Source organism: Streptomyces sp. NPDC001744 (assembly GCF_042892575.1).
GTDB lineage: Bacteria > Actinomycetota > Actinomycetes > Streptomycetales > Streptomycetaceae > Streptomyces.
The window spans coordinates 156469-181515 of sequence record NZ_JBIAUG010000009.1 but is presented as its reverse complement, the minus strand read 5'-3'; the positions used below and the strand labels follow the sequence as shown (position 1 = coordinate 181515).

Below are 25047 nucleotides of genomic sequence, written 5' to 3'. Positions count from 1 at the left end.
CCCGTCCGCTCCGGTTCGGGCACCGGGCCCCACGAAGCGCCCCCATATGATAATCATCCGAGTTTCGGCCCCGTGAGGCGGCCGGACACGACCACCACGGGACCACTTCACCATGACCGCTCCGATAGACACTGCTCCGGACACGCACGTCCCGGAGCAGCGGGACAGGGCCTCCACCGCGGGCGGGCGGCGGATCGCCGACCGTCTGCGCGGCAGCGAGAAGGCGGCGGCGCTGTCCGCCGCGATCCTGTCCATGACGGCCTTCTGCGTGGGCATGGCCGCCTACGGCACGTACCCCTTCGGGCCGAGCACGCGCGCGATGAACGACCTGCGCCACCAGTACGTGCCGTTCCACGCCCACCTGTGGGACCTCCAGCACGGGGCGGCCCGGGGCGACCTGCTGTTCAACTGGCAGAGCGGCTTCGGCAACGGGTTCCTCGCGGAGTTCTTCACCTACCTGAGCAACCCGCTGTCCTGGATCACCGGACTCTTCCCCCGCCAGTACGTCGACTTCCCCGTCTTCCTCGTCTCCCTCCTCAGCATCGGCCTCGCCGCGGCCGCCATGACGGTCTTCCTCGGCCGCCTGCGCCCCGGCTCCCCCTGGCTGCGCGCCCTGCTCTCCACCGGTTACGCCGTCTGCGGCTGGACCGTGCTGGACGCGAGCATCGTCCCCATGTGGATGACCGGCCTCGTCGCGCTGCCGCTGTTCTGCATCGCGGTCGACGACTGCCTGAGGGAACGCCGCTGGGTGCTGGGCACCGTCTCCTTCGCCGTGTGCTGGTTCGCGAACTTCTACAGCGCCGCGATGGCCACCATCGGCGCGGTGCTCTTCCTCCTGCTCCGGCTGTTCCTGGACGACACCACCGGGCGCGCCCGGGTCCGCGCCCTGGCCCGTGCCGCCGGCATGGCCGCCACCGGACTCCTGCTCGCCGCGCCCGCCGTCATCGTCCCCGGCCTGGCCAACGGACAGTCGCAGCCGACCACCAGCTACGTCGTCGACGTCAGCACCGGCCCCCTCACCTACCTGGGGCTCTTCCTCCCCGGCAGCGTTCCCGAGCCCGCCGCGCCCAACGTCTTCACCGGCGTCCTCGTCCTGCTGCTCGTGCTCGCCCTGCCGTTCCAGTCCAGGGTCCCGGGCCGGGAACGCGTCGCCTGGCTCACCCTGATCGTCCTGACGGCCCTCTCCTTCGTCTTCGCGCCCACCGCCAAGGTGTGGCAGGGCTTCACGCTTCCCCACGGCGCGCCCTTCCGGGAGAGCTTCGTCCTCAGCGGGCTGCTGGTCATGGCCGCCTGGGTCTGCCTCGCCCACTCCCCCGGACGGCGGGCGCTGCTCGGCGGCGGCGGGCTCCTGGCCGGCCTGGTGCTCCTCACGCACTCGGCCCAGCCCGTCAGTTCGTACGCCCTCGGGGGGACGGTGGTCGGCGGCGCGGTCGTCGGGGCGCTGCTCCTGCTCCACGCCCGCGGCCCGCGCCACCGGGGCCGGGCCCTCGTCGTCCCGGCGCTCGCCCTGTCGGTCCTCGCGACCACGGCGTACGCGGTCTACGGCGTCCAGGTGGTCTTCGACACGGCCCGCCGTTCGTTCAACACGACCACGACGATGAGCCTGCTGACCAAGAACGTGCACCGGGCGGCCGTCGAGAACGACGACTGGCCCGAGTCCCGCGTCGGCGTCGCCCCCTCCCTCTACGTCACCAACAACGACCCCATGCTCCTCGGCGTCCAGAGCGGCGGCTACTACAGCAGCTACATCACCAAGGAGGCCGCCACCGGCCTGCGCGAGCTGGGCATCGGCTACGCGATGGGCGGGCGCAACCTGTGGATCCCCCGGGACCCCTACCTCAACGCCCTGATGGGCGTGGGCACCCTCCTGGAGCCGGCGACCGGCCCCCGGATCGCCGCGCGTTCCGTCCCCAGCGTTCCGCTGGTCAGCCTCCGTGCCCCCGGCAGCGACCGGACGTACGGCGCGCCGGCCGGTTCGGTCTGGGCGAACCGCCAGGCGGCGCTGGGCGCACAGGTGTACACCGTGCCCGAGATCCGGTACGACAAGGGACCGGTGGCCGTGCGCGGCTCGGACGGCTGGCAGCTGAGCCCCCGTCTGCCGGGCAAGGCGTGGTCCGGTTTCACCGCGCGGTGCGCCCCGGGCGACGAGGCGTACCTCTACGCACCCGCCCTCTCCGGCCTGTCCGTGGCCGCCGGCGCCAAGCCCATGAGCAACAGCGGCCGGCCGCCGGTCGTCGTGAGCCCGGTGAATCCGCTGGGCACGGTCCCGGCGGACGGAAAGCTGCGGTTCGCGATCGGCGCGTCACGGCCGAACCAGGTGCTGCCGTACGACGCCGTCGGCTGCATGAACCCGAAGAAGTTCCAGGACGTCGTGCGGTCCCTGCGCGCCGGGGGCCCCACGCGGCTGGACGTCGGCGGCCACTCCGTCGAGGCGGAGCTGCCGAAGGGCTCCACCGGGACCGCCGTCGTGGCGACGCCCGCCATCCAGGGCTGGTCCTGCTCCGTGGACGGCGGCGCGTCGCGCCCGCCGGTCTCCCACCGGGGCCTGCTCGGCGTCCCGCTCGGAGCGGGCGCCGACCGCATCGCCTGCTCGTACACCCCGCCGGGCCTGAAGGCGGGTCTCGCGGGCACCGGCGCGGGCGTCCTGGCCCTCGCCGGGGTGCTGGTCGCCGGGGCCGTCCGGCGCCGCCGGGCCTGACCCGAGCCGGCGGACCGGCCACGACGAAGAAGGCTCCCGCCCCGGGAAACCGGGGCGGGAGCCTTCTTCGTCGTGCCGTGCCGGGCCGTCAGGCCTGCGGCAGGTTCGCCAGCTGGGCCTGGATGCGGGCGATGTCCTCGTCCGCCTTGGCCAGGCGGGTGCGGATCTTCTCGACCACGTTGTCGGGCGCCTTCGCCAGGAACGCCTCGTTGCCGAGCTTGCCGTTGGCCTGCGCCTTCTCCTTCTCGGCCGCCGCGAGGTCCTTCGTGAGGCGCTTGCGCTCCGCCTCCACGTCGATCGTGCCCGACAGGTCGAGCGCGACCGTGGCCCCGGCGACCGGCAGGGAGGCGGTGGCGGAGAAGCCCTCGCCCTCCGGCTGGAGGCGCAGGATCTGGCGGATGGCCGCCTCGTGCGGGGCGAGCGCGGTGCCGGTCACGTCGACCCGGGCCGGAACCTTCTGGCCGGGCTGGAGGCCCTGGTCGGAGCGGAACCTGCGGACCTCGGTGACGACCCGCTGGACCAGCCCGATCTCCTGCTCGGCGGCCTCGTCGCGGAACCCGGAGTCGGCCGGCCACTCCGCGACGACGAGGGACTCGCCGCCGGTGAGGGTGGTCCACAGGGTGTCGGTGACGAAGGGGACGATCGGGTGCAGCAACCGCAGCATGACGTCCAGGACCTCGCCCAGGACGCGGGCCGAGACCCGGGCCTGCTCGCCGCCGGCGAAGAACGTCGTCTTCGACAGCTCGACGTACCAGTCGAAGACCTCGTCCCACGCGAAGTGGTAGAGGGCGTCCGCGAGCTTCGCGAACTGGTAGTCGTCGTAGTACGCGTCCGCCTCGGCGACGACCTTGTTCAGCCGCGAGAGGATCCAGCGGTCCGCCGCCGACAGTTTCTCGGGAGCGGGCAGCTCGCCCTCGACGGTCGCGCCGTTCATCATCGCGAAGCGGGTGGCGTTCCAGATCTTGTTGGCGAAGTTCCGGGACGCCTGGACCCAGTCCTCGCCGATCGGGACGTCGACGCCCGGGTTGGCGCCCTTGGCCAGGGTGAAGCGCAGGGCGTCGGAGCCGTACTTGTCCATCCAGTCCAGCGGGTTGACCGTGTTCCCGAACGACTTCGACATCTTCTTGCCGAACTCGTCGCGGACCATGCCGTGGAAGGCGATCGTGCGGAACGGCGGCTGACCGTCCATCGCGTACAGGCCGAACATCATCATCCGGGCGACCCAGAAGAACATCAGGTCGTAGCCGGTGACCAGGACGGAGTTCGGATAGAACTTCTCCAGGTCCGGCGTCCGCTCCGGCCAGCCGAGCGTGGAGAACGGCCACAGGCCGGACGAGAACCACGTGTCGAGGACGTCGGTGTCCTGCGTCCAGCCCTCGCCGGTGGGCGGCTCCTCGTCCGGGCCGACGCAGACCAGTTCGCCGTCCGGGCCGTGCCAGACGGGGATGCGGTGGCCCCACCACAGCTGGCGGGAGATGCACCAGTCGTTGAGGTTGTCGACCCAGTCGAAGTAGCGCTGCGACATCTCGGCCGGGTGGATGTCGACCCGCCCGTCGCGGACCGCGTCGCCGGCCGCCTTGGCCAGCGTCTCGACCTTGACCCACCACTGCAGGGAGAGACGCGGCTCCAGCGTCGTCTTGCACCGCGAGCAGTGGCCCACCGAATGGACGTACGGGCGCTTCTCGGCGACGATCCGGCCCTCGGCGCGCAGGGCGGCGACGATCGCGGAGCGGGCCTCGAAGCGGTCCAGGCCCTGGAAGGGGCCGTGGGCGGTGATCACGCCGCGCTCGTCGAGGACCTCGATGGATTCGAGGCCGTGGCGCTGGCCGATGGCGAAGTCGTTCGGGTCGTGCGCCGGGGTCACCTTGACGGCGCCGGTGCCGAACTCGGGGTCGACGTGGGCGTCGGCGACGACCGGGATCGTACGGTCGGTCAGCGGCAGCTTGATCCGCCTGCCGACCAGGTGCTTGTAGCGCTCGTCGTCGGGGTGGACGGCGACGGCGGTGTCGCCGAGCATCGTCTCCGCGCGGGTCGTGGCGACGACGATGGCGTCCTCGCCCTCGCCGTACTTCATGGAGACGAGTTCGCCGTCGTCGTCCTGGTAGTCGACCTCGATGTCCGAGATGGCCGTCAGACAGCGCGGGCACCAGTTGATGATGCGCTCGGCGCGGTAGATCAGCCCGTCGTCGAACATCTTCTTGAAGACCGTCTGGACGGCCCGGGACAGACCCTCGTCCATGGTGAAGCGGTCCCGGCTCCAGGCCAGGCCCTCGCCGAGGCGCCGCATCTGGCCGGCGATCTGGCCGCCGGACTCGGCCTTCCACTCCCAGACCCGCTCGACGAAGGCCTCACGGCCCAGGTCGTGCCGGGACTTGCCCTCCTTGGCGAGTTCGCGCTCGACGACGTTCTGGGTGGCGATGCCGGCGTGGTCCATGCCGGGCTGCCACAGCGTCTCGAAGCCCTGCATCCGCTTGCGGCGGGTGAGGGCGTCGATCAGCGTGTGCTCGAAGGCGTGGCCCAGGTGGAGCGAGCCGGTGACGTTCGGCGGCGGGATGACGATGGTGTACGCCGGCTTCTCGCTCTTCGCGTCCGCCTCGAAGTACCCGCGCTCCACCCAGCGCTCGTACAGCGGCCCCTCTACCTCGGCCGGCGCGTACTGGGTCGGCAGTTCGGTGGTGGGCGCTGTCTGCTGCTGAGTGTTCTCGGTCACGGGGTCAGTTTAGGGGGGACGCGGCGGTGTCCCGAAACTCGATTGTTCGGTAACGGTGTGGCCCCCGCCGCACCGGGTGTCCGATCGTTCCGCCAGGATGTCGGACAGGCATAAACATCCTGTGAGGGGAACCTGTCGATGAGCTACAACCAGCCGGGACCGTACGGCGGCCAGCCGCCCCAGCAGCCCGGGCCCTACGGCCAGCCGGGCCCGTACGGCCAGCAGCCGCAGCCGGGGCCGTACGGCGCCCAGCCGGGCTACGGGTACCCCCAGCAGGCTCCGCAGGGCGTCCCGCCGCAGCAGCCCCCGTACGGTTACCCGCCCCAGCCCGGCCCGTACGGCCAGCAGCCGCAGTACGGCGGCCCCCAGGGCCCCGGCGGTTACCCGCCGCCCCCGCCCGCCCCGAAGAAGTCCAGGGCGGGTCTGGTCGTCGGCGCGGTGGCCGTGGTCGCGGCGATCGCCGTGGGCGCGTACTTCGTGCTCGGCGGTGGCGGCTCGTCCGTCGCGGACGACGGCCCGCACAAGCTGGTCACCCCGGAGACGGTGCTCACCGAGTACAAGAAGGCGCCCGACAAGGACAAGAAGTCGGACGACGACCCCCTCGCGGACTCGGCGGCGCTCGGGGTCAAGAACCCCCAGGACGTCGGCGGCTCGTGGCGGGCCGAGAACAAGGTCAACCCGCTCGCCGGCAAGATGCTGGCGTTCGGCGGTACGTACGGCCAGATCGACGATCCCGAGAAGGTCGTGGACAACGTCTTCGCCGCCTTCAAGGCCAAGGCCGAGAAGGAGCAGGGCAAGGGCCAGGTCCTCGGCACCCCCAGGGCGGTCACGCCCGCGGGCCTCGACGGCGCCGTGATGAAGTGCCAGGAGATGCAGTACAAGCCGGACTCCGAAGCCGGGGGCGCCGGCCCGAAGGAAGTGGTCATGCCCGTGTGCGTCTGGGGCGACCACAGCACCATCGGCTACGTGATGCACTTCAACCTCGCCGAGCTGATGGCCGGAAAGGCGGGCACCGTGGACGGGACCGCCACGATCGCCGCCGGTCTCCGCAAGGAGGTGCGCGTCAAGCTCTGACGCGCCGTACGCGTGAGGGGCGCCCCGCCGGTCCGGCGGGGCGCCCCTCACGCGTACGTGGTGCCGTCAGGCCGACTTCTCGTGCCTGCCGTCGTTCTTCACGATCCGCGGCACCAGCGTCGGGTTGACGTTGTCGCGGACCACGTCCGCGGTGATGACGACCCGGGCCACGTCCTTGCGGGACGGGACCTCGTACATCACCGACTGGAGGACCTCCTCCATGATGGCGCGCAGGCCGCGCGCGCCGGTGCCGCGCAGGATCGCCTGGTCGGCGATGGCCTCCAGGGCCGGGCGGTCGAAGTCCAGCTCCACGCCGTCGAGTTCGAAGAGGCGCTGGTACTGCTTCACCAGCGCGTTGCGCGGCTCGACCAGGATCTGGAGGAGCGCCTCGCGGTCCAGGTTGTGGACGGAGGTGAGGACGGGGAGACGGCCGATGAACTCGGGGATCATCCCGAACTTCACCAGGTCCTCCGGCATGACCTCCTGGAACTGGTCGCTCGCCTCGATCTCGCGCTTGGAGCGGATGGTCGCCCCGAAGCCGATGCCCTTGGCGCCCGCCCGCGACTCGATGATCTTCTCCAGGCCGGCGAAGGCGCCGCCCACGATGAAGAGCACGTTCGTCGTGTCGATCTGGATGAACTCCTGGTGCGGGTGCTTGCGTCCGCCCTGCGGCGGCACGGAGGCGGTGGTCCCCTCCAGGATCTTCAGGAGGGCCTGCTGCACGCCCTCGCCGGAGACGTCGCGCGTGATCGACGGGTTCTCGCTCTTGCGGGCGACCTTGTCGATCTCGTCGATGTAGATGATCCCGGTCTCGGCCTTCTTGACGTCGTAGTCGGCCGCCTGGATCAGCTTGAGCAGGATGTTCTCGACGTCCTCGCCGACGTAGCCGGCCTCCGTCAGCGCCGTCGCGTCGGCGATGGCGAACGGGACGTTCAGCATCCGGGCCAGGGTCTGCGCGAGCAGCGTCTTGCCCGAGCCCGTGGGGCCGAGGAGCAGGATGTTGGACTTCGCCAGCTCGATGGCGTCGTCCCGGCCCTGCGCGCCGCCGTTCTCACCGGCCTGGACGCGCTTGTAGTGGTTGTACACCGCGACCGAGAGGGCCTTCTTCGCGGGCTCCTGCCCGACGACGTACCCCTCGAGGAACTCGTAGATCTCGCGGGGCTTGGGAAGTTCCTCCCAGCGCACCTCGCTCGTCTCCGCGAGTTCTTCCTCGATGATCTCGTTGCAGAGGTCGATGCACTCGTCGCAGATGTACACACCGGGTCCCGCGATGAGCTTCTTCACCTGCTTCTGGCTCTTTCCGCAGAACGAGCACTTGAGCAGGTCGCCGCCATCACCGATGCGTGCCACGAGGTGCTTCCCCTTCGCCTGGGAGTGCTTGGTTCAGCGACTCCTGGTGCCTCATATTCGACGGTACCTTGCCGGGCCCCCCGTTCGGGCCCCCCTTGGCACGGTTCACATGGTCGCGATTCGGCCACGAGGCCGTCCGGGGCGTGTGCACCGTGCCAGGGGAAGGTCGAGCGTCAGACCGTGGCGGCCGTGCTCTTGCGGGTCGAGACGATCTGGTCCACCAGACCGTACGCGAGGGCGTCCTCGGCGGTCAGGATCTTGTCGCGCTCGATGTCGTCGCGGATCTTCTCGATCGGCGTCGAGGAGTGCTTGGCCAGCATCTCCTCCAGCTGGCTGCGCATGCGCAGGATCTCGTTGGCCGCGATCTCCAGGTCGGAGAGCTGCTCGCGGCCGGTGCCGCCGGAGGGCTGGTGGATCAGCACGCGGGCGTTCGGCAGGGCCATCCGCTTGCCGGGGGTGCCGGCGGCGAGCAGCACGGCCGCGGCGGAGGCCGCCTGGCCCATGCAGACCGTCTGGATGTCGGGCTTCACGAACTGCATCGTGTCGTAGATCGCCGTCAGCGCGGTGAAGGAGCCGCCGGGGCTGTTGATGTAGATCGAGATGTCGCGGTCCGGGTCCATCGACTCCAGGCACAGGAGCTGCGCCATGACGTCGTTGGCGGAGGCGTCGTCGATCTGCACGCCGAGGAAGATCACGCGCTCCTCGAACAGCTTCGCGTACGGGTCGTACTCGCGCACGCCCTGCGAGGTGCGCTCCACGAAGCGGGGCACGACGTAACGGTTGTCCATCGGCGCGCCGGTGTGGAGGCCGCTCATGGAGAGGTTGTTGTACATCTGGGTGTTCACCGTCCTGGTGGCGTTCGGTGGGCTGGGGCTCTTGAGCTGGCCGGCGGGGCTCAGGCGCCCGTGCCGCCGCCGCCGGGAACGCCCGAAGCGGCAGAGATGATCTCGTCGATGAGGCCGTAGTCCTTGGCCTCCTCCGCGGTGAACCAGCGGTCGCGGTCGCCGTCGCGGATGATCGCCTCGACGGTCTGGCCGGAGTGGTGCGCGGTGATCTCGGCCATGCGCCTCTTGGTGCGCAGGAGGTACTCGGCCTGGATCTTGATGTCCGAGGCGGTGCCACCGATGCCGGCGGAGCCCTGGTGCATCAGGATGTCGGTGTTCGGCAGCGCGAAGCGCTTGCCGGGGGTGCCGCCGGTCAGCAGGAACTGGCCCATGGAGGCGGCCATGCCCATGCCGATGGTGACGACGTCGTTCGGGATGTACTGCATGGTGTCGTAGACGGCCATGCCGGCCGTCACCGAGCCACCGGGGCTGTTGATGTAGAGGTAGATGTCCTTGTCCGGTTCGGCGGCCAGGAGGAGCATCTGGGCGGTGATCTTGTTGGCGATGTCGTCGTCGACCTGCTGGCCGAGGAAGACGATGCGCTCGCCGAGCAGCCGGTTGTAGACATGGTCGCCGAGGCCGCCACCGATGGACGGCTCACCCGCGGCGTAAGGCTTCAGATTCGTCACGTATCCACCTGCTCGTCTCCGACGGCCCGGGGCCGTCTCAGCGTCTCGTTCAGAGGGCACTGCCCCGTATTCATGGACCCTAACGCGCAGGTGGGACAACGCCATCCCGGTTCCCGAACTGTTCGCTGGGAGCGCAAGGTAGTTGGGGCGCCGCGGGGCTCTTCCGGCGGGCGCGCGGGGCCCTCCCGGCCCGGCCCGCGCCGGGTCCCCGGAAGGCCCCCCGGTACGCCCGCGGGCCCGTACGCACGGTCGGTGCGTACGGGCCCGCGGGACGGGACCGGGCGGGGGCGCGGGGCCCCTCGCCGCTTCCCCGGCCTACTTCTCCTCGGAGCCCTCGGAGCCCTCGGCGTCGGCGGCCTCGACGGCGGTGTCGGCCTCGTCCTCGTCGTCGGAGAGGTCCACGACCTCGCCGTTGGTGTCGACGACCTTGGCGGCCTCGACGACGACCGCGAGGGCCTTGCCGCGGGCGACCTCGCCGACGAGCATCGGCACCTGGCCGCCCTGGGCCACGGCCTGGGCGAACTGGTCGGGGCTCATGCCGGAGGAGGCGGCACGGCGGAACAGGTGCTCGGTGAGCTCCTCGCGGGAGACGTCGAGCTTCTCCCGGTTGACCAGCTCGTCCAGGATGAACTGGGTCTTGATGCCCTTCTCGGCCTGCTCCTTGGTCTCGGCCAGGAACTCCTCCTCGGTCTTGCCCTGGAGCTCCAGGTACTTCGCGAGGTCGATGCCCATCTGGCCGAGCTGGTGGTGCTCCAGGTTGTGCTTGCGGGTGTTGATCTCGTCCTCGAGGAGCTTCTCGGGCATCGGGACCTCGACCAGCTTGAGGAGCTCGTCGAGGACGCGCTCCTGGGCCTGGGTGGCCTGGTCGAACTGCTTCATGTTCTCGAGGCGCTTGCGGCTGTCGGCCTTGAGCTCGTCGAGGGTGTCGAACTCCGACGCCATCTGCGCGAACTCGTCGTCCAGCTCGGGAAGCTCGCGGGCGGCGACGGCGGTGACCTTGACGGTGACCTCCGCGTCCTTGCCCTCGGCGGAGCCGCCCTTCAGCTGCGAGGTGAAGGTGGCCTCGCCGCCGGCCTCCAGGCCCTTGACGGCCTCGTCGATGCCGTCGAGCAGCTCGCCCGAGCCGATGGTGTACGAGACGTCGCTGGCGACACCGTCGGGCAGGACCTCGCCGTCGACCTTGGCCTCCAGGTCGATGGTGACGACGTCGCCGTCCTGGGCGGCGCGCTCGACCGGGGAGGTCGAGGCGAAGCGCTCGCGGAGCTGCTCCACGGACTTCTCGACGTCCTCGTCGGTGACCTCGACCGGGTCGACGGTGACCTCGATGCCGGAGTAGTCCGGGATCTCGATCGCCGGGCGGATGTCCACCTCGGCGGTGAAGGCCAGCAGCTCGCCGTCCTTCAGCTCGGTGATGTCGACCTCGGGCTGGCCGAGCGGGTTGACCTCGGCCTCGTTGACGGCCTCGGTGTAGAACTTCGGGAGCGCGTCGTTGACGGCCTCTTCCAGCACGGCGCCGCGGCCGAACCGCTGGTCGATCACGCGAGCCGGGATCTTGCCCTTGCGGAAGCCCTTGACCGTGACCTGCTGGTTGATCTTCTTGTACGCCGCGTCGAGGCTGTCCTTGAGCTCCTCGAAGGGCACCTCGACAGTGAGCCGAACCCGGGTCGGGTTCAGGGTCTCCACGGCGCTCTTCACGGTTCGGTCTCCTTGTGGCTGATTCCTGGATTCCGCCGGGCCCGCGCGAAGCGGTTCCGGCCGATCGGCCCGGTCAGAAAGACACACGGGCACGCAGCTTGCATAGTAACCGCAAGCGGGAGGACGGCCACAACATGATCAAGAACGCCCGGGGCGGACATACGGTCGTCGTGGTCGGGGTGGCGGGATTTGAACCCACGGCCTTCCGCTCCCAAAGCGGACGCGCTACCAAGCTGCGCCACACCCCGTCGGTGCGACACGTAGGGTACATGCACGGGGACTGTCCGGCGCTCCCTCTTTCGCGGAGCGCGCTCCGGGTGTGCGAAGAGGGGTGCGGACCCGCTACCATGCTCTTCGTGCCGCGGTCCTGGTGACCTGCGGCGCGATGCTGTGCGGGTGTAGCTCAATGGTAGAGCACTAGTCTTCCAAACTAGCTACGCGGGTTCGATTCCCGTCACCCGCTCCACAGGTCCACGGCCCGGTTCGCCTCGCGCGATCCGGGCCGCGGTCGTCTCCCGGCCACGTACCGGCTCCGACCCGTCGGTCCGCGTTGTTCGCGCGCGCTCCCGCCCGGCCGGTGGCTACGTTCTCCCTGGTCGACCAGTCGTCGATCGACGGATCCGGGGAGGGGCCTCATGAGGAAGAGAACGAGAAGATCCACCGCGGTGGCCGCGCTCGCGCTGGCCTGCGCGGCGGGGCTGCTGGGCGGGGAGCCCGCGTTCGCGGCGGAGTTCCCGTACACGGCGGCCGAGCCGACGGCGCGGCCGGGCGGGTGCGTGACGGGCGGCGAGCTGCCCTGGGTGGGGAACACCGACGTCAGCCTGTCCGTCCGGACCGTGGGCGAGACGTCCGACGGGCACTCCCTGGACGCCCGGTTCCGGGTCTGGAAGGAGGGCGCCGCGGAGACTCCCGTCGTCGACGTCGCCGTTGCCACGTCGCTCGGATCGGTGGCCACCCTGGTGGTCCCCAAGGACCGGATCCCGGCGGAGGGCCCGTACTGGTGGCAGGCCCGGGTGGAGCGCGCGGGCGGCGCCTCGGCATGGACCGCGCCGTGCGGGTTCGGCACGGACCAGACCCGGCCCGCCGCTCCCGCGGTCGAGTTCCTGGACACGGCGTCGTACCCGAACGGAGCACCTTCCGGGACCGTCCGAACGGTGCGCGTCAGCCTGCCGGCGGGGACGGAGGCCGCGTACTTCTGCCTCGACCCGCTCGTCGCCACGGGCACCTACGGCTGCGCCGCCGACCGCCGCGTCCCGGTCGGCGCGGACGGCACCACCACCACGACGTTCGTGACCCCGGAGCGCACCGGACCCGCGAGCGTGTGGGTGCGGGCCTTCGACCGGGCGGGCAACCTCTCCGACACCGCGCATGCCGACTACTGGGTCACCTCCCCGTTCATCGAGCCGTTCGGCGACTACGACAGTGACGGCCGTCCCGATCTGCTCGGCGTCGACGCGGCGGGCCGGCTGACGCTGCTCGCGGGCCTGGAGGGCGGAGGCTTCGCGGCCCCGGCCGTGGCCGACACCCGGGACTGGACGGACACGCGGGTGGCACGGGCCGGCCGGCTGATCAACCGGTACGGGCAGCAGGAGGCGAACGATGTACGCAACGACCTCGTGGCGCTGCGGAACGGCCGGCTGTACGCGTACCCGGGCAACGGCGAGGGCGGTTTCGGTGAGCCGGTGGAGATCGCCGGGTTCGACTGGTCCGGCGTCACCCGGTTCGCGCTCAGCACCCAGGACTACGGGAACCCGGGCCTGGTCGTCGTGAAGAACGGGCAGTTGCTCCACTTCGACGTGCACACGAGCGGGAACGGCATCCGCGTCGCGGAGCCGGCGGTCCTCGCCGCGAGCGGCTGGGACACCAAGGAGCTCGTCGCCTCGGACACGAACCCGGGCGCCCTCCCGGGGACGTACTGGGCGCGGGACACCCGCAGCGGCACGCTGGAGTTCTTCGGCGTCGACTACGGGACGGAGACCCCGTACGCGCTGGTCGCGCCGGTGACGGTCGCCGCCTCCGGGTTCGGCGTCCGGCAGGTGCCGTCGCTGGTCGCCGTCGGGGACCTGACCGGGGACGAGCGCATCGACCTGGTCACCGGTGACCGGCGGGGCGGGCTCGCCCTGCGTCCGGTGCGGGCGGACGGGGCTCCGGCCGCCCCCGAGGCGGTCCGGGGCGCGGTACCGGCCGGGACGCGGCTGTTCTGAGCCGACCGGTCCCGCACGAAGGGCCCCGCCGGTCTCGGCGGGGCCCTTCGCCGTGCGCGCGACGCGCCCGCTCAGAACTTGATGGACGCGACCGTCTGCGTTATCGAGTCCAGGAAGCGCTGGATGTCGTCGGCCATCCCGGTGGAGGCGAGGAAGAAGCCGAAGAGGACCGCGACCACGGCGGGACCGCCCTTGAGGCTCCCCCCGCGGATCAGCACCACCATGATGATCGCCAACAGCAACACCACAGACAGCGAAATGGCCACAACAGATCACACCCTCGGTCGGTCCCGCCTTGCCGGCCGGAGGCCGCACGTCACCCGCGCCCCCGATGCCCCCATGGTGCCACCAACCACCCTGCCCGCGCCGCCCGGTGACGAAGCGTCGGGCCGCCGGGGAAACGGATCTCCTCCATGACCCCGGAGAGAGAAAAGGCACAATCACACAACCATGCCCGACTTACCCGCATATGAGGCTTAACCGACGGGAACAAATGACCTAGCAGCGCCCTGTTTGCGCGCATTGCCCCTCTTCGCTCAAGGGGTTCAACCGAAAGTACGGCGCGGTTAGGGTCCGCGAATGTCCTCCGCCACACAGCACAGCACCAGAGCGCCGCTCTCCGAGGAGCGGACGCCGGAGCACGCGCCGACCACGCCGGAACAGGCCGGAACCACCCGCACGCCCACCGCGCGCGATCCGTACTTCGACAACGCGAAGTACCTCGCGATCCTGCTCGTCGTCATGGGCCACGTCTGGCCCACGGTGATCGAGGGAAGCCGCGCCACGCGCGGGCTCTACATGCTGGTGTACACCTTCCACATGCCCGTCTTCATCCTGATATCGGGCTATCTGTCCCGCAGTTACACCGGCCGGCCCGACCAGCTCAAGCGCCTGCTCACCGGTGTCGCCGTGCCGTACGTCGTCTTCGAGGTCGCGTACACGCTGTTCACCCGGTGGGGGACGGGAGCTCCCCGGCCGATCAGCCTGCTCCACCCCACCTACCTGATGTGGTTCCTGATCGCGCTGTTCGCCTGGCGGCTGACCTCGCCGTTCTGGCGGGTCGTGCGGTGGCCGGTGGCGACCTCCCTGGTGATCGCCGGTCTCGCCTCGGTCACCCCGGCCATCGGCGGGGCCCTGGACCTGACCCGGGTGCTCCAGCTCCTCCCGTACTTCGTGATCGGGCTGTGCATGAAGCCGGAGCACTTCGCGCTCCTGCGGCGGCGGCCCGTACGGATCGCCTCGGCCGCCGTGTTCGCCGCCGCGGTGCCGTTCTTCTACTGGCAGGCGCCCGCCTTCTACCTCAACTGGTTCTACCGCTCCCGCAGCGTGCAGGAGCTGAACGCCGGTGTGGTGTGGGGCCTGCTCCTGGTCGGGGTCCTCTTCCTGGGCACGCTGGTGCTGATGGCCGCGTTCCTCTCCCTCGTCCCGGGCACCCGGCGCTGGTTCACGGTCCTCGGGTCCGGCACCATCTGCGGCTACGTCCTGCACGGCTTCCTCATCCGGGGCGCCGACTACCTGGACCTCTTCGAGGACCACCCGTGGCTCACCACGGCGCCGGGCCGGGTGGTGGTCACCCTGGTCGCCATGACGGCGATCACCCTGCTCTGCACCCCTCCGGTGCGCAAGGCCCTGAAGTGGGTGACGGAGCCCGACATGCCCTGGGCCTTCCGCAAGGAGACGGCGCCGGCCAAGCCGGCCTGACCCGCCCTTCCGTACGGCCCCGGACCCTCCCCGCGCGGGACGGTCCGGGGCCGTCGCCGTGTCCGGGGCCCGGGGCCCGGGGCGCCGCCCTCAGTGCGGCCGGCGGCTGATCAGCAGAAGCGCCCGGTCGTCGTTGACGTCCTTGGCGACGGCCTCGATGAGGTGCCGGGCCACGCCCTCGAAGCCCTCGGCGACGCAGCGGTCGGCCTCGCCGGTGAGCCGGTCGATGCCCTCGGCGATGTCCCGGTCGGCGGCCTCGACCAGCCCGTCGGTGAAGAGCATGAGGACGTCGCCGGGGCGCAGGGAGCCCTTGACCGGGTGGAACTCGGCGCCGTCGTAGACGCCGAGGAGCGGGCCCTCGGCGGCCTTCTCCTCCCAGCGTCCGCTGCCCGCGTGGAGCTGGAGGGCGGGCAGGTGCCCGGCGGAGTAGAGCTCGTAGTCGCCGGACTCCAGGTCGAGGACGAGGTGGACGGAGGTGGCGAAGCCCTCGTCCCAGTCCTGGCGCAGCAGGTAGCCGTTGGCGGCGGGCAGGAAGCCGTGCGGCGGGAGCGAGCCGAGGAGGCCGCCGAAGGCGCCGGAGAGCAGCAGGGAACGGGAGGCCGCGTCCATGCCCTTCCCGGAGACGTCGGTGAGGACGACCTCCAGGGTGCGTCCGTCGTGCGTGCGGGCGGCGACGACGAAGTCGCCGGAGAAGGACTGGCCGCCGGCCGGGCGCAGCGCCATCTCGCGGTGCCAGCCCGCGGGGAGCCGGGGCAGGGCACTCTGGACGCGGATGCGTTCGCGCAGGTCGAAGAGCATGGTGCCGCCGCGCCGCCAGGGCACGCCGACGCGGGCCCGGAACTGGGCGATGAGGAGTCCGAAGAAGCCGCAGGCGGCGACGACCAGGACGGTGCCGGGGGTGACCCGGGCGGGGCCCCGCGTGTACGGGCCGAGGACGACGGACTCGACGATGAGGGCGCCGGCGGCGGCCGCGTACAGGCCGAGCAGGCTGGCGGGGCGCAGCAGCAGGCCGCCGGCCACGATGGGCAGGGCGAGGGCGGTGGGCGCGCACCAGACGGGGTTCAGGAGGGTGCCGCAGGCGATGGCCGGGATCATGAGGAGGAGACCGGCGAAGGCGAGCCAGTCGGCGCCGTCCCCCCGGAAGTGGTCGACGGCGGATCTGCGCAGCACGGTGCGGACCCGGCGTGCGCGCCTGCGCGTCCGGGCCGCGTACGTGTCCACTCCCGTGCGGTGTCCCATTGGGCTGGACCCTATCCATCCCGGCCGGTGTCGCGTAGGGGTACCCCGGTGACGGAACGCGGAAGGGCGACGCGGAGGGGGCGTCGTGCCTCCGCTCCGGACCGGCGCCGCCCGCTAGCGGGTCTGGCAGCCGGGGCACCAGAAGAGGTTGCGGGCCGCCAGGCCGGCCGTGCGGACCGCGGTGCCGCAGACGAGACAGGGCAGGTGGGCGCGGCGGTAGACGTAGACCTCGCCGCCGTGGTCGTCGACGCGGGGCGGCCGGCCCATCGCCTCGGGGGTGTGCTCGGGCCGTACGGTGTCGATGCGGTTGAGCCGGACGCCCTCGCGCATCAGTGCGGCGAGGTCGGTCCAGATCGCGTCCCACTCCCCCGCCGTGAGGTCCTTGCCGGCGCGGTACGGGTCGATGCCGTGCCGGAAGAGGACCTCGGCGCGGTAGACGTTGCCGACGCCGGCGACGACCTTCTGGTCCATGAGCAGCGCGGCGATCGTGGTGCGGGACCTCGTTATCCGGCGCCACGCCCTGTCCGGGTCGTCGCCGTCCCGGAGCGGGTCGGGGCCGAGGCGGTCGTGGATCGCCCGCTTCTCGTCGTCCGTGATCAGGGCGCAGGTGGTGGGGCCGCGCAGGTCCACGTACGCCTCGGGGTTCGCCAGCCGCAACCGGACCGTGTCGGCGGGCGGCGGGGCCGGGGCGCCCCCGAAGGCCACCCGGCCGAAGAGGCCGAGGTGGATGTGGACCTGGCCGAGGCCCGCGAAGCCCAGGAAGAGGTGCTTGCCGTGGGCCTCGGTGGTCTCCAGGACGGCACCGTCCAGCAGGGCCGCCGAGTCGGCGAACCGGCCCTGGGGGCTGGAGACGCGCACGGGCCGGCCGCCGAACCGTTCGCGGTGGTCGGCGGCCAGCCGGTGGATGGTGTGCCCCTCGGGCATCAGGCGGTCGGCTCCTGCGGGTGGTGGGCCGGGATCGGGGGCAGCTCGCCGGTGTTCTCGTACGCGGTGAGCATGTCGATCCGGCGGGTGTGGCGCTCGTCGCCCGAGTACGGCGTGTTCAGGAAGATCTCCACGAACTTGGTCGCCTCCTCCCGGGTGTGCATCCGGCCGCCGACCGAGATCACGTTGGCGTTGTTGTGCTCGCGGCCGAGGGCGGCGGTCTGCTCGCTCCAGGCGAGGGCGGCGCGCACCCCCTTCACCTTGTTCGCGGCGATCTGCTCGCCGTTGCCGGAGCCCCCGATGACGATGCCCAGGGAGTCCGGGTCGGCGGCCGTCCGCTCGGCGGCGCGCAGGCAGAACGGCGGGTAGTCGTCGAGGGCGTCGTAGACGTGGGGACCGCAGTCGACGGGCTCGTGGCCGTGGGCCTTCAGCCACTCGACGAGGTGGTTCTTGAGTTCGTAGCCGGCGTGGTCGGAACCGATGTAGACGCGCATGGAGCCGAGTGTGGCACGTCCGGACCCGGGTATCCGGCAGCGGGGTCGGGTCCTCCGCCCGGCCCGGTACGGACCTTCGCCCTCCGGGGAACCGTCCGCGCAACAATCCGGAATGGGGTATTCCGATCATCCCCCTCCACGGGGTTGAATACCGGGGCTCGCGACCCGAGCACCCCCCAGACACGAGGAAGCGTCCATGAACACGCAACCGACCCTGACGAAGGACGGCGGGACGGCCGGCACCCCCGGAACGCCCGACTCCCCCGACGGCCTCAAGGCGGGCCTCAAGAACCGCCACCTCTCGATGATCGCCATCGGCGGCGTCATCGGCGCCGGCCTCTTCGTCGGCTCCGGTTCCGGCATCGCCGCCGCCGGGCCCGCGATCCTCCTCTCCTACGCCCTCGTGGGCGTCATGGTCGTCTTCGTGATGAGGATGCTGGGCGAGATGGCCGCCGCCCGGCCCTCCTCCGGCTCCTTCTCGGCCTACGCGGACCAGGCCCTCGGCCGCTGGGCCGGTTTCAGCATCGGCTGGCTGTACTGGTTCTTCTGGGTGGTCGTGCTCGCCGTCGAGGCGACCGCGGGCGCCAAGATCCTGGAGGGCTGGGTCCCGGCCGTGCCGCAGTGGGGCTGGGCGCTGATCGTGATGCTGGTACTCACCGCCACCAACCTCGCCTCGGTCGCCTCCTACGGCGAGTTCGAGTTCTGGTTCGCCGGCATCAAGGTCGTCGCCATCGGCGCCTTCGTCGTCGTCGGCCTGCTCGCGGCCTTCGGGGTGCTGCCCGGCTCGGACAACCCGGGCGCCGGGTTCGCGCACCTCACCGACACCGGGGGCTTCTTCCCGATGGGCGCGGGCGCGATCCTCACCGGCGTGCTGATGGTCGTCTTCTCCTTCATGGGCAGCGAGATCGTCACCCTGGCGGCCGGCGAGTCGGAGGACCCGCAGCGCGCGGTCTCCAAGGCCACCAACAGCGTGATCTGGCGGATCGCGGTCTTCTACCTGGGCTCGATCCTCGTCGTCCTGACCCTGCTGCCGTGGAACGACAAGGCGATCGTCGAGAAGGGCTCGTACGTCGCCGCCCTCGACTCCATCGGCATCCCGCACGCCGGCCAGGTCATGAACGTGATCGTCCTGACGGCCGTCCTGTCCTGCCTGAACTCGGGCCTCTACACCGCCTCCCGCATGGCCTTCTCGCTCGGGCGGCGCGGCGACGCGCCGAAGGCGTTCGCCCGCGTCAACAAGCGGGGCGTGCCCCGGGCGGCGATCCTCGGCTCGGTCGTCTTCGGCTTCGTCGCCGTCTTCTTCAACTACGAGTGGCCGGACACCGTCTTCGCCTTCCTGCTGAACGCCTCCGGCGCGGTGGCGCTCTTCGTCTGGCTGGTCATCTGCGTGACCCAGCTGCGGATGCGCGGGATCATCCTGCGCGAGTCGCCGGAGAAGCTGGTCGTGCGGATGTGGCTCTTCCCGTACCTGACCTGGGCGACGATCGGCATGATCGTCTTCGTCCTCGGCTACATGATCTACGACGGCGGCGACGCCCGGGAGCAGGTCCTGCTCTCGCTGCTCGTGGCGGCGCTCGTGGTCGCGGTGGCGCTGGTCAGGGAGCGGGTCGCGAAGACCTCCCCGAAGGCCCCCCTGGAGCGGTGACCGCGCCACCGCGCGTGAGAACCGCGTCCGTACGGACGTGAAGAGGGCCCCGGCGCGTTCCGCCGGGGCCCTCTTCACGTGCGTACGGGGCTCAGCCCCTGCGGCCCACGAGCTTCCAGGCGGCCGGGAGGACGCCCATCGCGAGGGCCGCCTTGAGGGCGTCGCCGATCAGGAACGGGGTGAGGCCGGCCGCGACGGCCTGGCCGGGGGTCATGCCGGTGGCGAGGGCCAGGTAGGGCACACCGACCGCGTAGACGATCGCGGAGCCCAGGACCATCGCGCCGGCCGTGCGGAGCACCGAGCGGTCGGCGCCGCGGCGGGCCAGGGCGCCGACGACGGTCGCGGCGAGGAGCATGCCGAGGACGTAGCCGAAGGACGGCATCGCGTAGCCCGACTTCGCCTCGGCGAACCACGGGACGCCCGCCATGCCGACCAGGGCGTACACGGCGAGGGAGAGGAAGCCCCGGCGGGCGCCGAGGGCGGTGCCGACGAGCAGGGCGGCGAACGTCTGGCCGGAGACCGGGACCGGGGAGCCGGGGACCGGGACCGAGATCTGCGCGGCGAGACCGGTGAGGGCGGCGCCGCCGACGACCAGGGCGATGTCGCGGGCGCGGCTCGCGGGGATCAGGTCGGCGAGGACGGTGCCCGCCCGGAGGGAGCGGACGGGGGCGGCGGCGGTGCTCATCGGTACTCCGCGGGGGTGAGGATGGAAGGGACAGGTTGACGCTATGCCAGGAGTGAACGTTCGATCACCGTCAGCGGCCGACAAAGCGGGAGGCGGCCGCTTCATGGAGTTCCGACAAAGAACGGTTCACACGCCGGGCGCCACGTGACCCTCGTCACTGGTCGATCGTCAGGAGACGTCCCTTTTGCGTCCGGGAGGCGTTGACGGGGAGACTGTGGAGTCTCCATAAAGCACCCTCTCCCGAGAACACGAGCCTCCCACCATGCGCGACGCCCCTCCGTCCCCTCCGGCCGCCGAACCGGAGCCCCTCTCCCACGGACTGAAGCGGCGTCACCTGACGATGCTGGGGCTCGGCGGGGTGATCGGCGCGGGCCTCTTCGTGGGGTCGGGCGCCGGCATCGCCGTCGCCGGGCCCGCCATCGTGATCTCGTACCTGATCGCCGGCGCGCTCGCGATGCTGGTGATGCGGATGCTGGGCGAGATGTCGGCGGCGATGCCCGCCTCGGGCGCCTTCTCGGTGCACGCGGAGCGGGCGCTCGGCCGGTGGGCGGGCTTCTCGGCGGGATGGCTGTACTGGTTCCTGCTCGTGGTGGTCCTGGCCGTGGAGGCGACGGGTGCGGCCCGGATCGCGCACGGCTGGGTGCCGGGGGTGCCGCAGTGGGGGTGGGTCCTCGTCCTCATGGTCGTGTTCACCCTCGCCAACCTGACGGCGGTGAAGAACTTCGGCGAGTTCGAGTTCTGGTTCGCCGCGCTCAAGGTCGGCGCGATCGTCCTCTTCCTGGTCCTGGGCGTCCTCGCGATCGCCGGGTGGCTCCCGGACACGGACCCGGTCGGGCTCGCGAACCTGACCGGGCGGGGCGGTTTCCTGCCGAACGGCTGGTCGGGGGTGGTGTCGGGCGTGCTCGTCGTCGTCTTCGCCTTCGGCGGCCTGGAGGTCGTGACGATCGCGGCGGCCGAGTCGGACGACCCGGCGCGGAACGTGGCGCGGGCGGTGCGCAGCGCCGTGTGGCGCATCCTCCTCTTCTACGTGGGGTCGATGCTGGTGATCGTGACGCTGCTGCCGTGGACGTCGATGCGGCCGGGCGAGTCGCCGTACGTGGCGGTCCTGGACGCGATCGGGGTGCCGGCGGCGGGCCGGATCATGAACGTGGTGGTGTTCGTGGCGCTGCTCTCGGCGCTCAACGCCAACCTGTACGGCTCCTCGCGGATGGTGTTCTCGCTGGCCGAGCGCGGGGAGGCGCCGAAGGGGCTGCTCACGGTGTCGGCCGGAGGGGTGCCGCGCCGGGCGGTGCTCGCCTCGGTGGCCTTCGGCTTCGTCTCCGTCCTGCTCAATCTGAAGTGGCCGGATTCCGTCTTCCTCTACCTGCTGAACTCGGTCGGCGCGGTGCTGCTCTTCGTGTGGGGCCTGATCGCGGTCTCGGAGCTGCGGCTGCGGCGCCGGATCGAGCGGGAGGCGACCGGGGCGCTGACGCTGCCCATGTGGGGCTTCCCCTGGCTGACCTGGGCGGCGCTCGCGGCGATGGGGGCGGTGCTCGTCCTGATGCTGTGCGACGGGGGCGCGCGGCCGCAGGTGCTGTGGTCGGGGGCGGCGACCGGGGCGGTGCTGGTGGTGGCGTGGGCGCGTGAGCGGCGCGCGAAGGGCGCGGACCGGGACGGGACGGCGGAGGGGTCCGGAACCGGGTGACGGGGCCGGGGCCGGGTGACGGGGCCTGGACCGGGCGGGGCCGAGACCGGGACCGGGCGGGGCCGGGTGACGGAACCGGAGCCGGGCGGCGGGGCCGGTGACGGAACCGGCCCGCGAACGGGTGCGCGCACGAAACGGAACCGGATCTTCACCTTGCGTGAAGCCCGTGCCCGCATAGCGGACACCTGTTCCTTCCCGGCGGTGCGCCCGCCCAGACTGAGGCGCGTTCCCCCGTCTCAGCCAGTGAACAGGGCGGCCCATGACCCGGACCACCGCGCCCGCGCCCGTCGACCGCGAGGGCGACGCCGCGCCCCCCGCTCAGGGGCTCTCCCCCGGCCTCAAGCAGCGCCACCTCTCGATGATCGCCCTCGGCGGCGTCATCGGCGCCGGGCTCTTCGTCGGCTCCGGCGCCGGCATCGCCGCCGCCGGGCCCTCGATCGTCATCGCCTACGCCCTCTCCGGCGTCCTCGTGATGCTGGTGATGCGGATGCTGGGCGAGATGTCGGCCGCCAACCCCGCCTCGGGCTCCTTCTCCGTCCACGCCGAGCGCGCCTTCGGCTCCTGGGCGGGCTTCACCTCCGGCTGGGCCTTCTGGTTCCTGCTCTGCGTCGCCGTCGGCCTGGAGGGCATCGGCGCGGCGCAGATCATGACGGGCTGGTTCCCCGGCAGCCCCGAGTGGGCCTGGGTCGCGCTCTTCATGGCGGTCTTCACCGTCACCAACCTGGCGGCCGTGAAGAACTTCGGCGAGTTCGAGTTCTGGTTCGCCGCGCTCAAGGTCGGCGCGATCGTCCTCTTCCTCGGCGTCGGCGTGCTCGCGATCACCGGCCTGCTGCCCGGTGCGGACGCCCCCGGCACCGCCCACCTCGCCGGGGACGGCGGCTTCTTCCCGCACGGCTCCGAGGGGCTGATCGTGGGCCTGCTGGCCTCGGTCTTCGCGTACGGGGGCCTGGAGACGGTCACCATCGCTGCGGCCGAGTCGGAGCACCCGGTCCAGGGCGTCGCCAAGGCCGTCCGTACGGCGATGTGGCGGATCGCCCTCTTCTACGTCGGCTCCATGGCGGTCATCGTCACCCTGGTGCCGTGGGACGACCCGGCGGTCGTCGAGAAGGGCCCGTACGTCGCCACCCTCGACCACCTGGGCATCCCGGCCGCCGGGCAGATCATGAACGTGGTCGTGCTCGTCGCCCTGCTCTCCGCGATGAACGCCAACATCTACGGCGCCTCCCGGATGGCCGGTTCGCTGGTCGCGCGCGGCCAGGGCCCGAAGGCGCTCGGCCGCGTCTCCGGCGGGGTCCCCCGCCCGGCCGTGCTCGCCTCCTCCGTCTTCGGATTCGGCTGCGTCCTGCTGAGCTACTGGCGGCCGGACGACGTCTTCGTCTGGCTGCTCAACACCATCGGCGCGGTCATCCTGGTCGTCTGGTTCTTCATCGCCGCCTCCCAGCTGGTGCTGCGCCGCCGCACCGAGCGCGAGGCGCCCGGGAAGCTGGTCGTACGGATGTGGGCCTTCCCGTACCTGACCTGCGCGGCACTGGCGGGCATGGCGGCGGTCTTCTTCCTGATGGCCCGCGAGGAGGGCACCCGGGTGCAGCTGTACTCGACGGGCGGCCTGACCGTCCTGCTCGCCGTCGTCGGCCTCGTACGCCAGAGGGCGGCGGAGCGCCGGGCCTCCTGACCGCGCCCCCGATCCGCCCGGAGCCCCCGGACCCCGCCCGGTCCGGGGGCTTCGCCGTGTCCGGACCCGTACGCGGGGACGGAGACAAAAAACACGGGGACACGGGGACACGGGACGAAAGAACGATCACCCACCCACCGCATCTGCTGTTAGCCTGCACCTGCACATAGGTTGCAATAAGCAGGAGCAGTCGAAGGGCCGGACGCATGGCGATCTACACACTTCCCGAGCTTCCGTACGACTACGCGGCGCTGGAGCCGGTGATCAATCCGCAGATCATCGAGCTGCACCACGACAAGCACCACGCGGCCTACGTCAAGGGCGCGAACGACGCCCTGGAGCAGCTGGCGGAAGCCCGCGACAAGGACCAGTGGGGTGCGGTCAACGGCCTGGAGAAGAACCTCGCGTTCCACCTCTCCGGCCACGTCCTCCACTCCATCTACTGGAACAACATGAACAGCCCGAAGGACGGGGGCGGCGGCGAGCCGCTGGCCGCCGACGGCGTCGGCGACCTCGCGGACGCGATCACCGAGTCCTTCGGCTCCTTCGCGAAGTTCAGGGCCCAGCTCACCAAGGCGTCCGCGACCACCCAGGGCTCCGGCTGGGGCGTCCTGGCGTACGAGCCGGTCGGCGGCCGCCTGATCGTCGAGCAGGTCTACGACCACCAGGGCAACGTCGGCCAGGGCTCGGTCCCGATCCTGGTCTTCGACGCCTGGGAGCACGCCTTCTACCTGCAGTACAAGAACCAGAAGGTCGACTTCATCGAGGCCATGTGGCAGGTCGTCAACTGGCAGGACGTGAACAGGCGCTACCGCGCCGCCAGGGCCTCGGTCCCGCTGATCTCCTTCTGAGCCGGGCCGCCGCCGGCCCCCCGTCGCCCCACTCGTGATCGTCTTCTCAACCTTCACGTGCGGGCGGAACGAGGAAGAACCCCCGCGATGACGTGAATCGCGGGGGTTCTTCCGTACGTACGGGGCCGGTGACTACTCGAAGCTCGGCGCCGCCGTCCGGGTGCGCTTGATCTCGTAGAAGCCCGGGGTGGACGCCACGAGCAGCGTGCCGTCCCACAGCCGGGCCGCCGCCTCGCCGCGCGGGGCCGGGGTGACGACGGGGCCGAAGAAGGCGACCTCCTCGCCGTCCGGGCCGGGCACCGCGATGACCGGGGTGCCGACGTCCTGGCCGACCTTGTCGATGCCCTCCTTGTGGGAGGCGCGCAGCTCGGTGTCGTAGGTGTCCTTGTCGGCGTACTCCACCAGGTCCTCGGGCAGGCCGACGTCCTTCAGCGCGCCGGCGATGGCCTCGCGGGTGGGGCCCTCGCCGTTGTTGTGGAAGCGGGTGCCGAGCGCGGTGTAGAGCTTGCCGACGACCTCGTCGCCGTGCAGCTCCCGGGCCGCGATCACGACGCGGACCGGGCCCCACGCCTTGGTCCGCAGCATCTCCTGGTACTCCTCCGGGAGCTCGTCGATCCGGTCCTCGTTGAGCACCGCCAGGCTCATGACCTTCCACCGCACGTCGACCGGGCGCTGCTTCTCCACCTCCAGCATCCAGCGGGAGGTCATCCAGGCCCAGGGGCACAGCGGGTCGAAGTAGAAGTCGGCGGTGGTCCTGTTCTCGGACATGTCACTCCTCGGTACGGCCGCGTGAAAAGAAGGTGGTGTGCCGAAAGGGAGGAACACGGCGGGTGCCCGGCGGCATTCCCGTGCGCCGGCGACAGTGGCACATGGGAGGATCGGTGCTGTTTCGAACGCGCCACGAAGGA

19 protein-coding genes and 2 tRNA genes are annotated in these 25047 nt (G+C 71.3%); 9 read left to right on the top strand and 12 right to left on the bottom strand.

Annotated features, from left to right (window positions below):
- The first annotated feature begins 112 nt into the window (after nucleotides 1-112).
- On the top strand, nucleotides 113-2698 hold the full coding sequence (locus ACFYZY_RS13805) for a YfhO family protein (protein ID WP_388693117.1): 2586 nt from the start codon (nucleotides 113-115) through the stop codon (nucleotides 2696-2698).
- An 88-nt stretch (nucleotides 2699-2786) separates the two neighbouring features.
- Here the strand turns inward: ACFYZY_RS13805 and ACFYZY_RS13800 are convergent, their stop codons facing one another.
- Entirely contained in the window at nucleotides 2787-5408 is a 2622-nt protein-coding gene (locus tag ACFYZY_RS13800; RefSeq protein WP_388693115.1) for a valine--tRNA ligase, read from the bottom strand.
- 138 nt (nucleotides 5409-5546) lie between these two features.
- Between ACFYZY_RS13800 and ACFYZY_RS13795 the strand changes: the two genes are divergently transcribed.
- A complete protein-coding gene (locus tag ACFYZY_RS13795; RefSeq protein ID WP_388693114.1) occupies nucleotides 5547-6482 on the top strand; it encodes a hypothetical protein in 936 nt (311 codons plus the stop codon).
- A 66-nt stretch (nucleotides 6483-6548) separates the two neighbouring features.
- Here ACFYZY_RS13795 and clpX read toward each other — a convergent pair whose 3' ends face one another.
- The 5 genes from clpX to ACFYZY_RS13770 form a co-directional block, all read right to left on the bottom strand.
- Complete coding sequence (gene clpX / locus ACFYZY_RS13790; protein ID WP_030210686.1) at nucleotides 6549-7832, bottom strand: ATP-dependent Clp protease ATP-binding subunit ClpX; 1284 nt, start codon at nucleotides 7830-7832, stop codon at nucleotides 6549-6551.
- Nucleotides 7833-8005: 173 nt separating this feature from the next.
- Nucleotides 8006-8665, bottom strand: coding sequence for an ATP-dependent Clp protease proteolytic subunit (locus ACFYZY_RS13785; protein ID WP_388693221.1), 660 nt, complete (start codon nucleotides 8663-8665; stop codon nucleotides 8006-8008).
- A 62-nt stretch (nucleotides 8666-8727) separates the two neighbouring features.
- Entirely contained in the window at nucleotides 8728-9345 is a 618-nt protein-coding gene (locus ACFYZY_RS13780) for an ATP-dependent Clp protease proteolytic subunit (protein WP_388693112.1), read from the bottom strand.
- A 315-nt stretch (nucleotides 9346-9660) separates the two neighbouring features.
- A complete protein-coding gene (gene tig / locus ACFYZY_RS13775; RefSeq protein WP_388693110.1) occupies nucleotides 9661-11040 on the bottom strand; it encodes a trigger factor in 1380 nt (459 codons plus the stop codon).
- A gap of 171 nt (nucleotides 11041-11211) precedes the next feature.
- Nucleotides 11212-11288: transfer RNA gene (locus tag ACFYZY_RS13770), tRNA-Pro, on the bottom strand.
- 144 nt (nucleotides 11289-11432) lie between these two features.
- Between ACFYZY_RS13770 and ACFYZY_RS13765 the strand changes: the two genes are divergently transcribed.
- Nucleotides 11433-11506 (top strand) — tRNA-Gly (locus ACFYZY_RS13765).
- Between the two features lie 169 nt (nucleotides 11507-11675).
- Nucleotides 11676-13244 carry a hypothetical protein gene (locus ACFYZY_RS13760; protein WP_388693108.1) on the top strand — a complete coding sequence of 523 codons (1569 nt, stop codon included), beginning with the start codon at nucleotides 11676-11678 and terminating at the stop codon, nucleotides 13242-13244.
- 71 nt (nucleotides 13245-13315) lie between these two features.
- On the opposite strand, the gene ACFYZY_RS13755 is transcribed toward ACFYZY_RS13760, so the two are convergent.
- On the bottom strand, nucleotides 13316-13510 hold the full coding sequence (locus ACFYZY_RS13755; protein ID WP_190156661.1) for a hypothetical protein: 195 nt from the start codon (nucleotides 13508-13510) through the stop codon (nucleotides 13316-13318).
- A gap of 313 nt (nucleotides 13511-13823) precedes the next feature.
- Between ACFYZY_RS13755 and ACFYZY_RS13750 the strand changes: the two genes are divergently transcribed.
- A complete protein-coding gene (locus tag ACFYZY_RS13750) occupies nucleotides 13824-14945 on the top strand; it encodes an acyltransferase family protein (protein ID WP_388693105.1) in 1122 nt (373 codons plus the stop codon).
- Between the two features lie 90 nt (nucleotides 14946-15035).
- Here the strand turns inward: ACFYZY_RS13750 and ACFYZY_RS13745 are convergent, their stop codons facing one another.
- The 3 genes from ACFYZY_RS13745 to ACFYZY_RS13735 form a co-directional block, all read right to left on the bottom strand.
- Nucleotides 15036-16184: a PP2C family protein-serine/threonine phosphatase gene (locus tag ACFYZY_RS13745; RefSeq protein WP_388693104.1), complete on the bottom strand. Its 1149-nt coding sequence runs from the start codon at nucleotides 16182-16184 to the stop codon at nucleotides 15036-15038.
- 114 nt (nucleotides 16185-16298) lie between these two features.
- Entirely contained in the window at nucleotides 16299-17108 is an 810-nt protein-coding gene (locus tag ACFYZY_RS13740; protein WP_388693102.1) for an Fpg/Nei family DNA glycosylase, read from the bottom strand.
- Entirely contained in the window at nucleotides 17108-17602 is a 495-nt protein-coding gene (locus tag ACFYZY_RS13735) for a ribose-5-phosphate isomerase (RefSeq protein ID WP_386334915.1), read from the bottom strand. Before ACFYZY_RS13735 ends, ACFYZY_RS13740 begins: the two co-directional genes overlap by 1 nt.
- A 196-nt stretch (nucleotides 17603-17798) precedes the next feature.
- On the opposite strand from ACFYZY_RS13735, the gene ACFYZY_RS13730 reads away from it, so the two are divergent.
- A complete protein-coding gene (locus ACFYZY_RS13730) occupies nucleotides 17799-19247 on the top strand; it encodes an amino acid permease (RefSeq protein ID WP_388693100.1) in 1449 nt (482 codons plus the stop codon).
- A gap of 91 nt (nucleotides 19248-19338) precedes the next feature.
- Here ACFYZY_RS13730 and ACFYZY_RS13725 read toward each other — a convergent pair whose 3' ends face one another.
- Complete coding sequence (locus ACFYZY_RS13725; RefSeq protein ID WP_388693098.1) at nucleotides 19339-19932, bottom strand: biotin transporter BioY; 594 nt, start codon at nucleotides 19930-19932, stop codon at nucleotides 19339-19341.
- A gap of 262 nt (nucleotides 19933-20194) precedes the next feature.
- On the opposite strand from ACFYZY_RS13725, the gene ACFYZY_RS13720 reads away from it, so the two are divergent.
- The 3 genes from ACFYZY_RS13720 (at nucleotide 20195) to ACFYZY_RS13710 (ending at nucleotide 24139) form a co-directional block, all read left to right on the top strand.
- Nucleotides 20195-21616 (top strand): amino acid permease, encoded by a 1422-nt coding sequence (locus ACFYZY_RS13720; protein WP_388693097.1) that lies wholly within the window; start codon nucleotides 20195-20197, stop codon nucleotides 21614-21616.
- 259 nt (nucleotides 21617-21875) lie between these two features.
- Nucleotides 21876-23288 (top strand): amino acid permease, encoded by a 1413-nt coding sequence (locus ACFYZY_RS13715; RefSeq protein WP_388693095.1) that lies wholly within the window; start codon nucleotides 21876-21878, stop codon nucleotides 23286-23288.
- Between the two features lie 206 nt (nucleotides 23289-23494).
- Nucleotides 23495-24139: a superoxide dismutase gene (locus ACFYZY_RS13710; protein WP_388693093.1), complete on the top strand. Its 645-nt coding sequence runs from the start codon at nucleotides 23495-23497 to the stop codon at nucleotides 24137-24139.
- Nucleotides 24140-24271: 132 nt separating this feature from the next.
- Here the strand turns inward: ACFYZY_RS13710 and ACFYZY_RS13705 are convergent, their stop codons facing one another.
- Complete coding sequence (locus ACFYZY_RS13705; RefSeq protein WP_388693091.1) at nucleotides 24272-24907, bottom strand: DsbA family protein; 636 nt, start codon at nucleotides 24905-24907, stop codon at nucleotides 24272-24274.
- Nucleotides 24908-25047 lie beyond the last annotated feature (140 nt).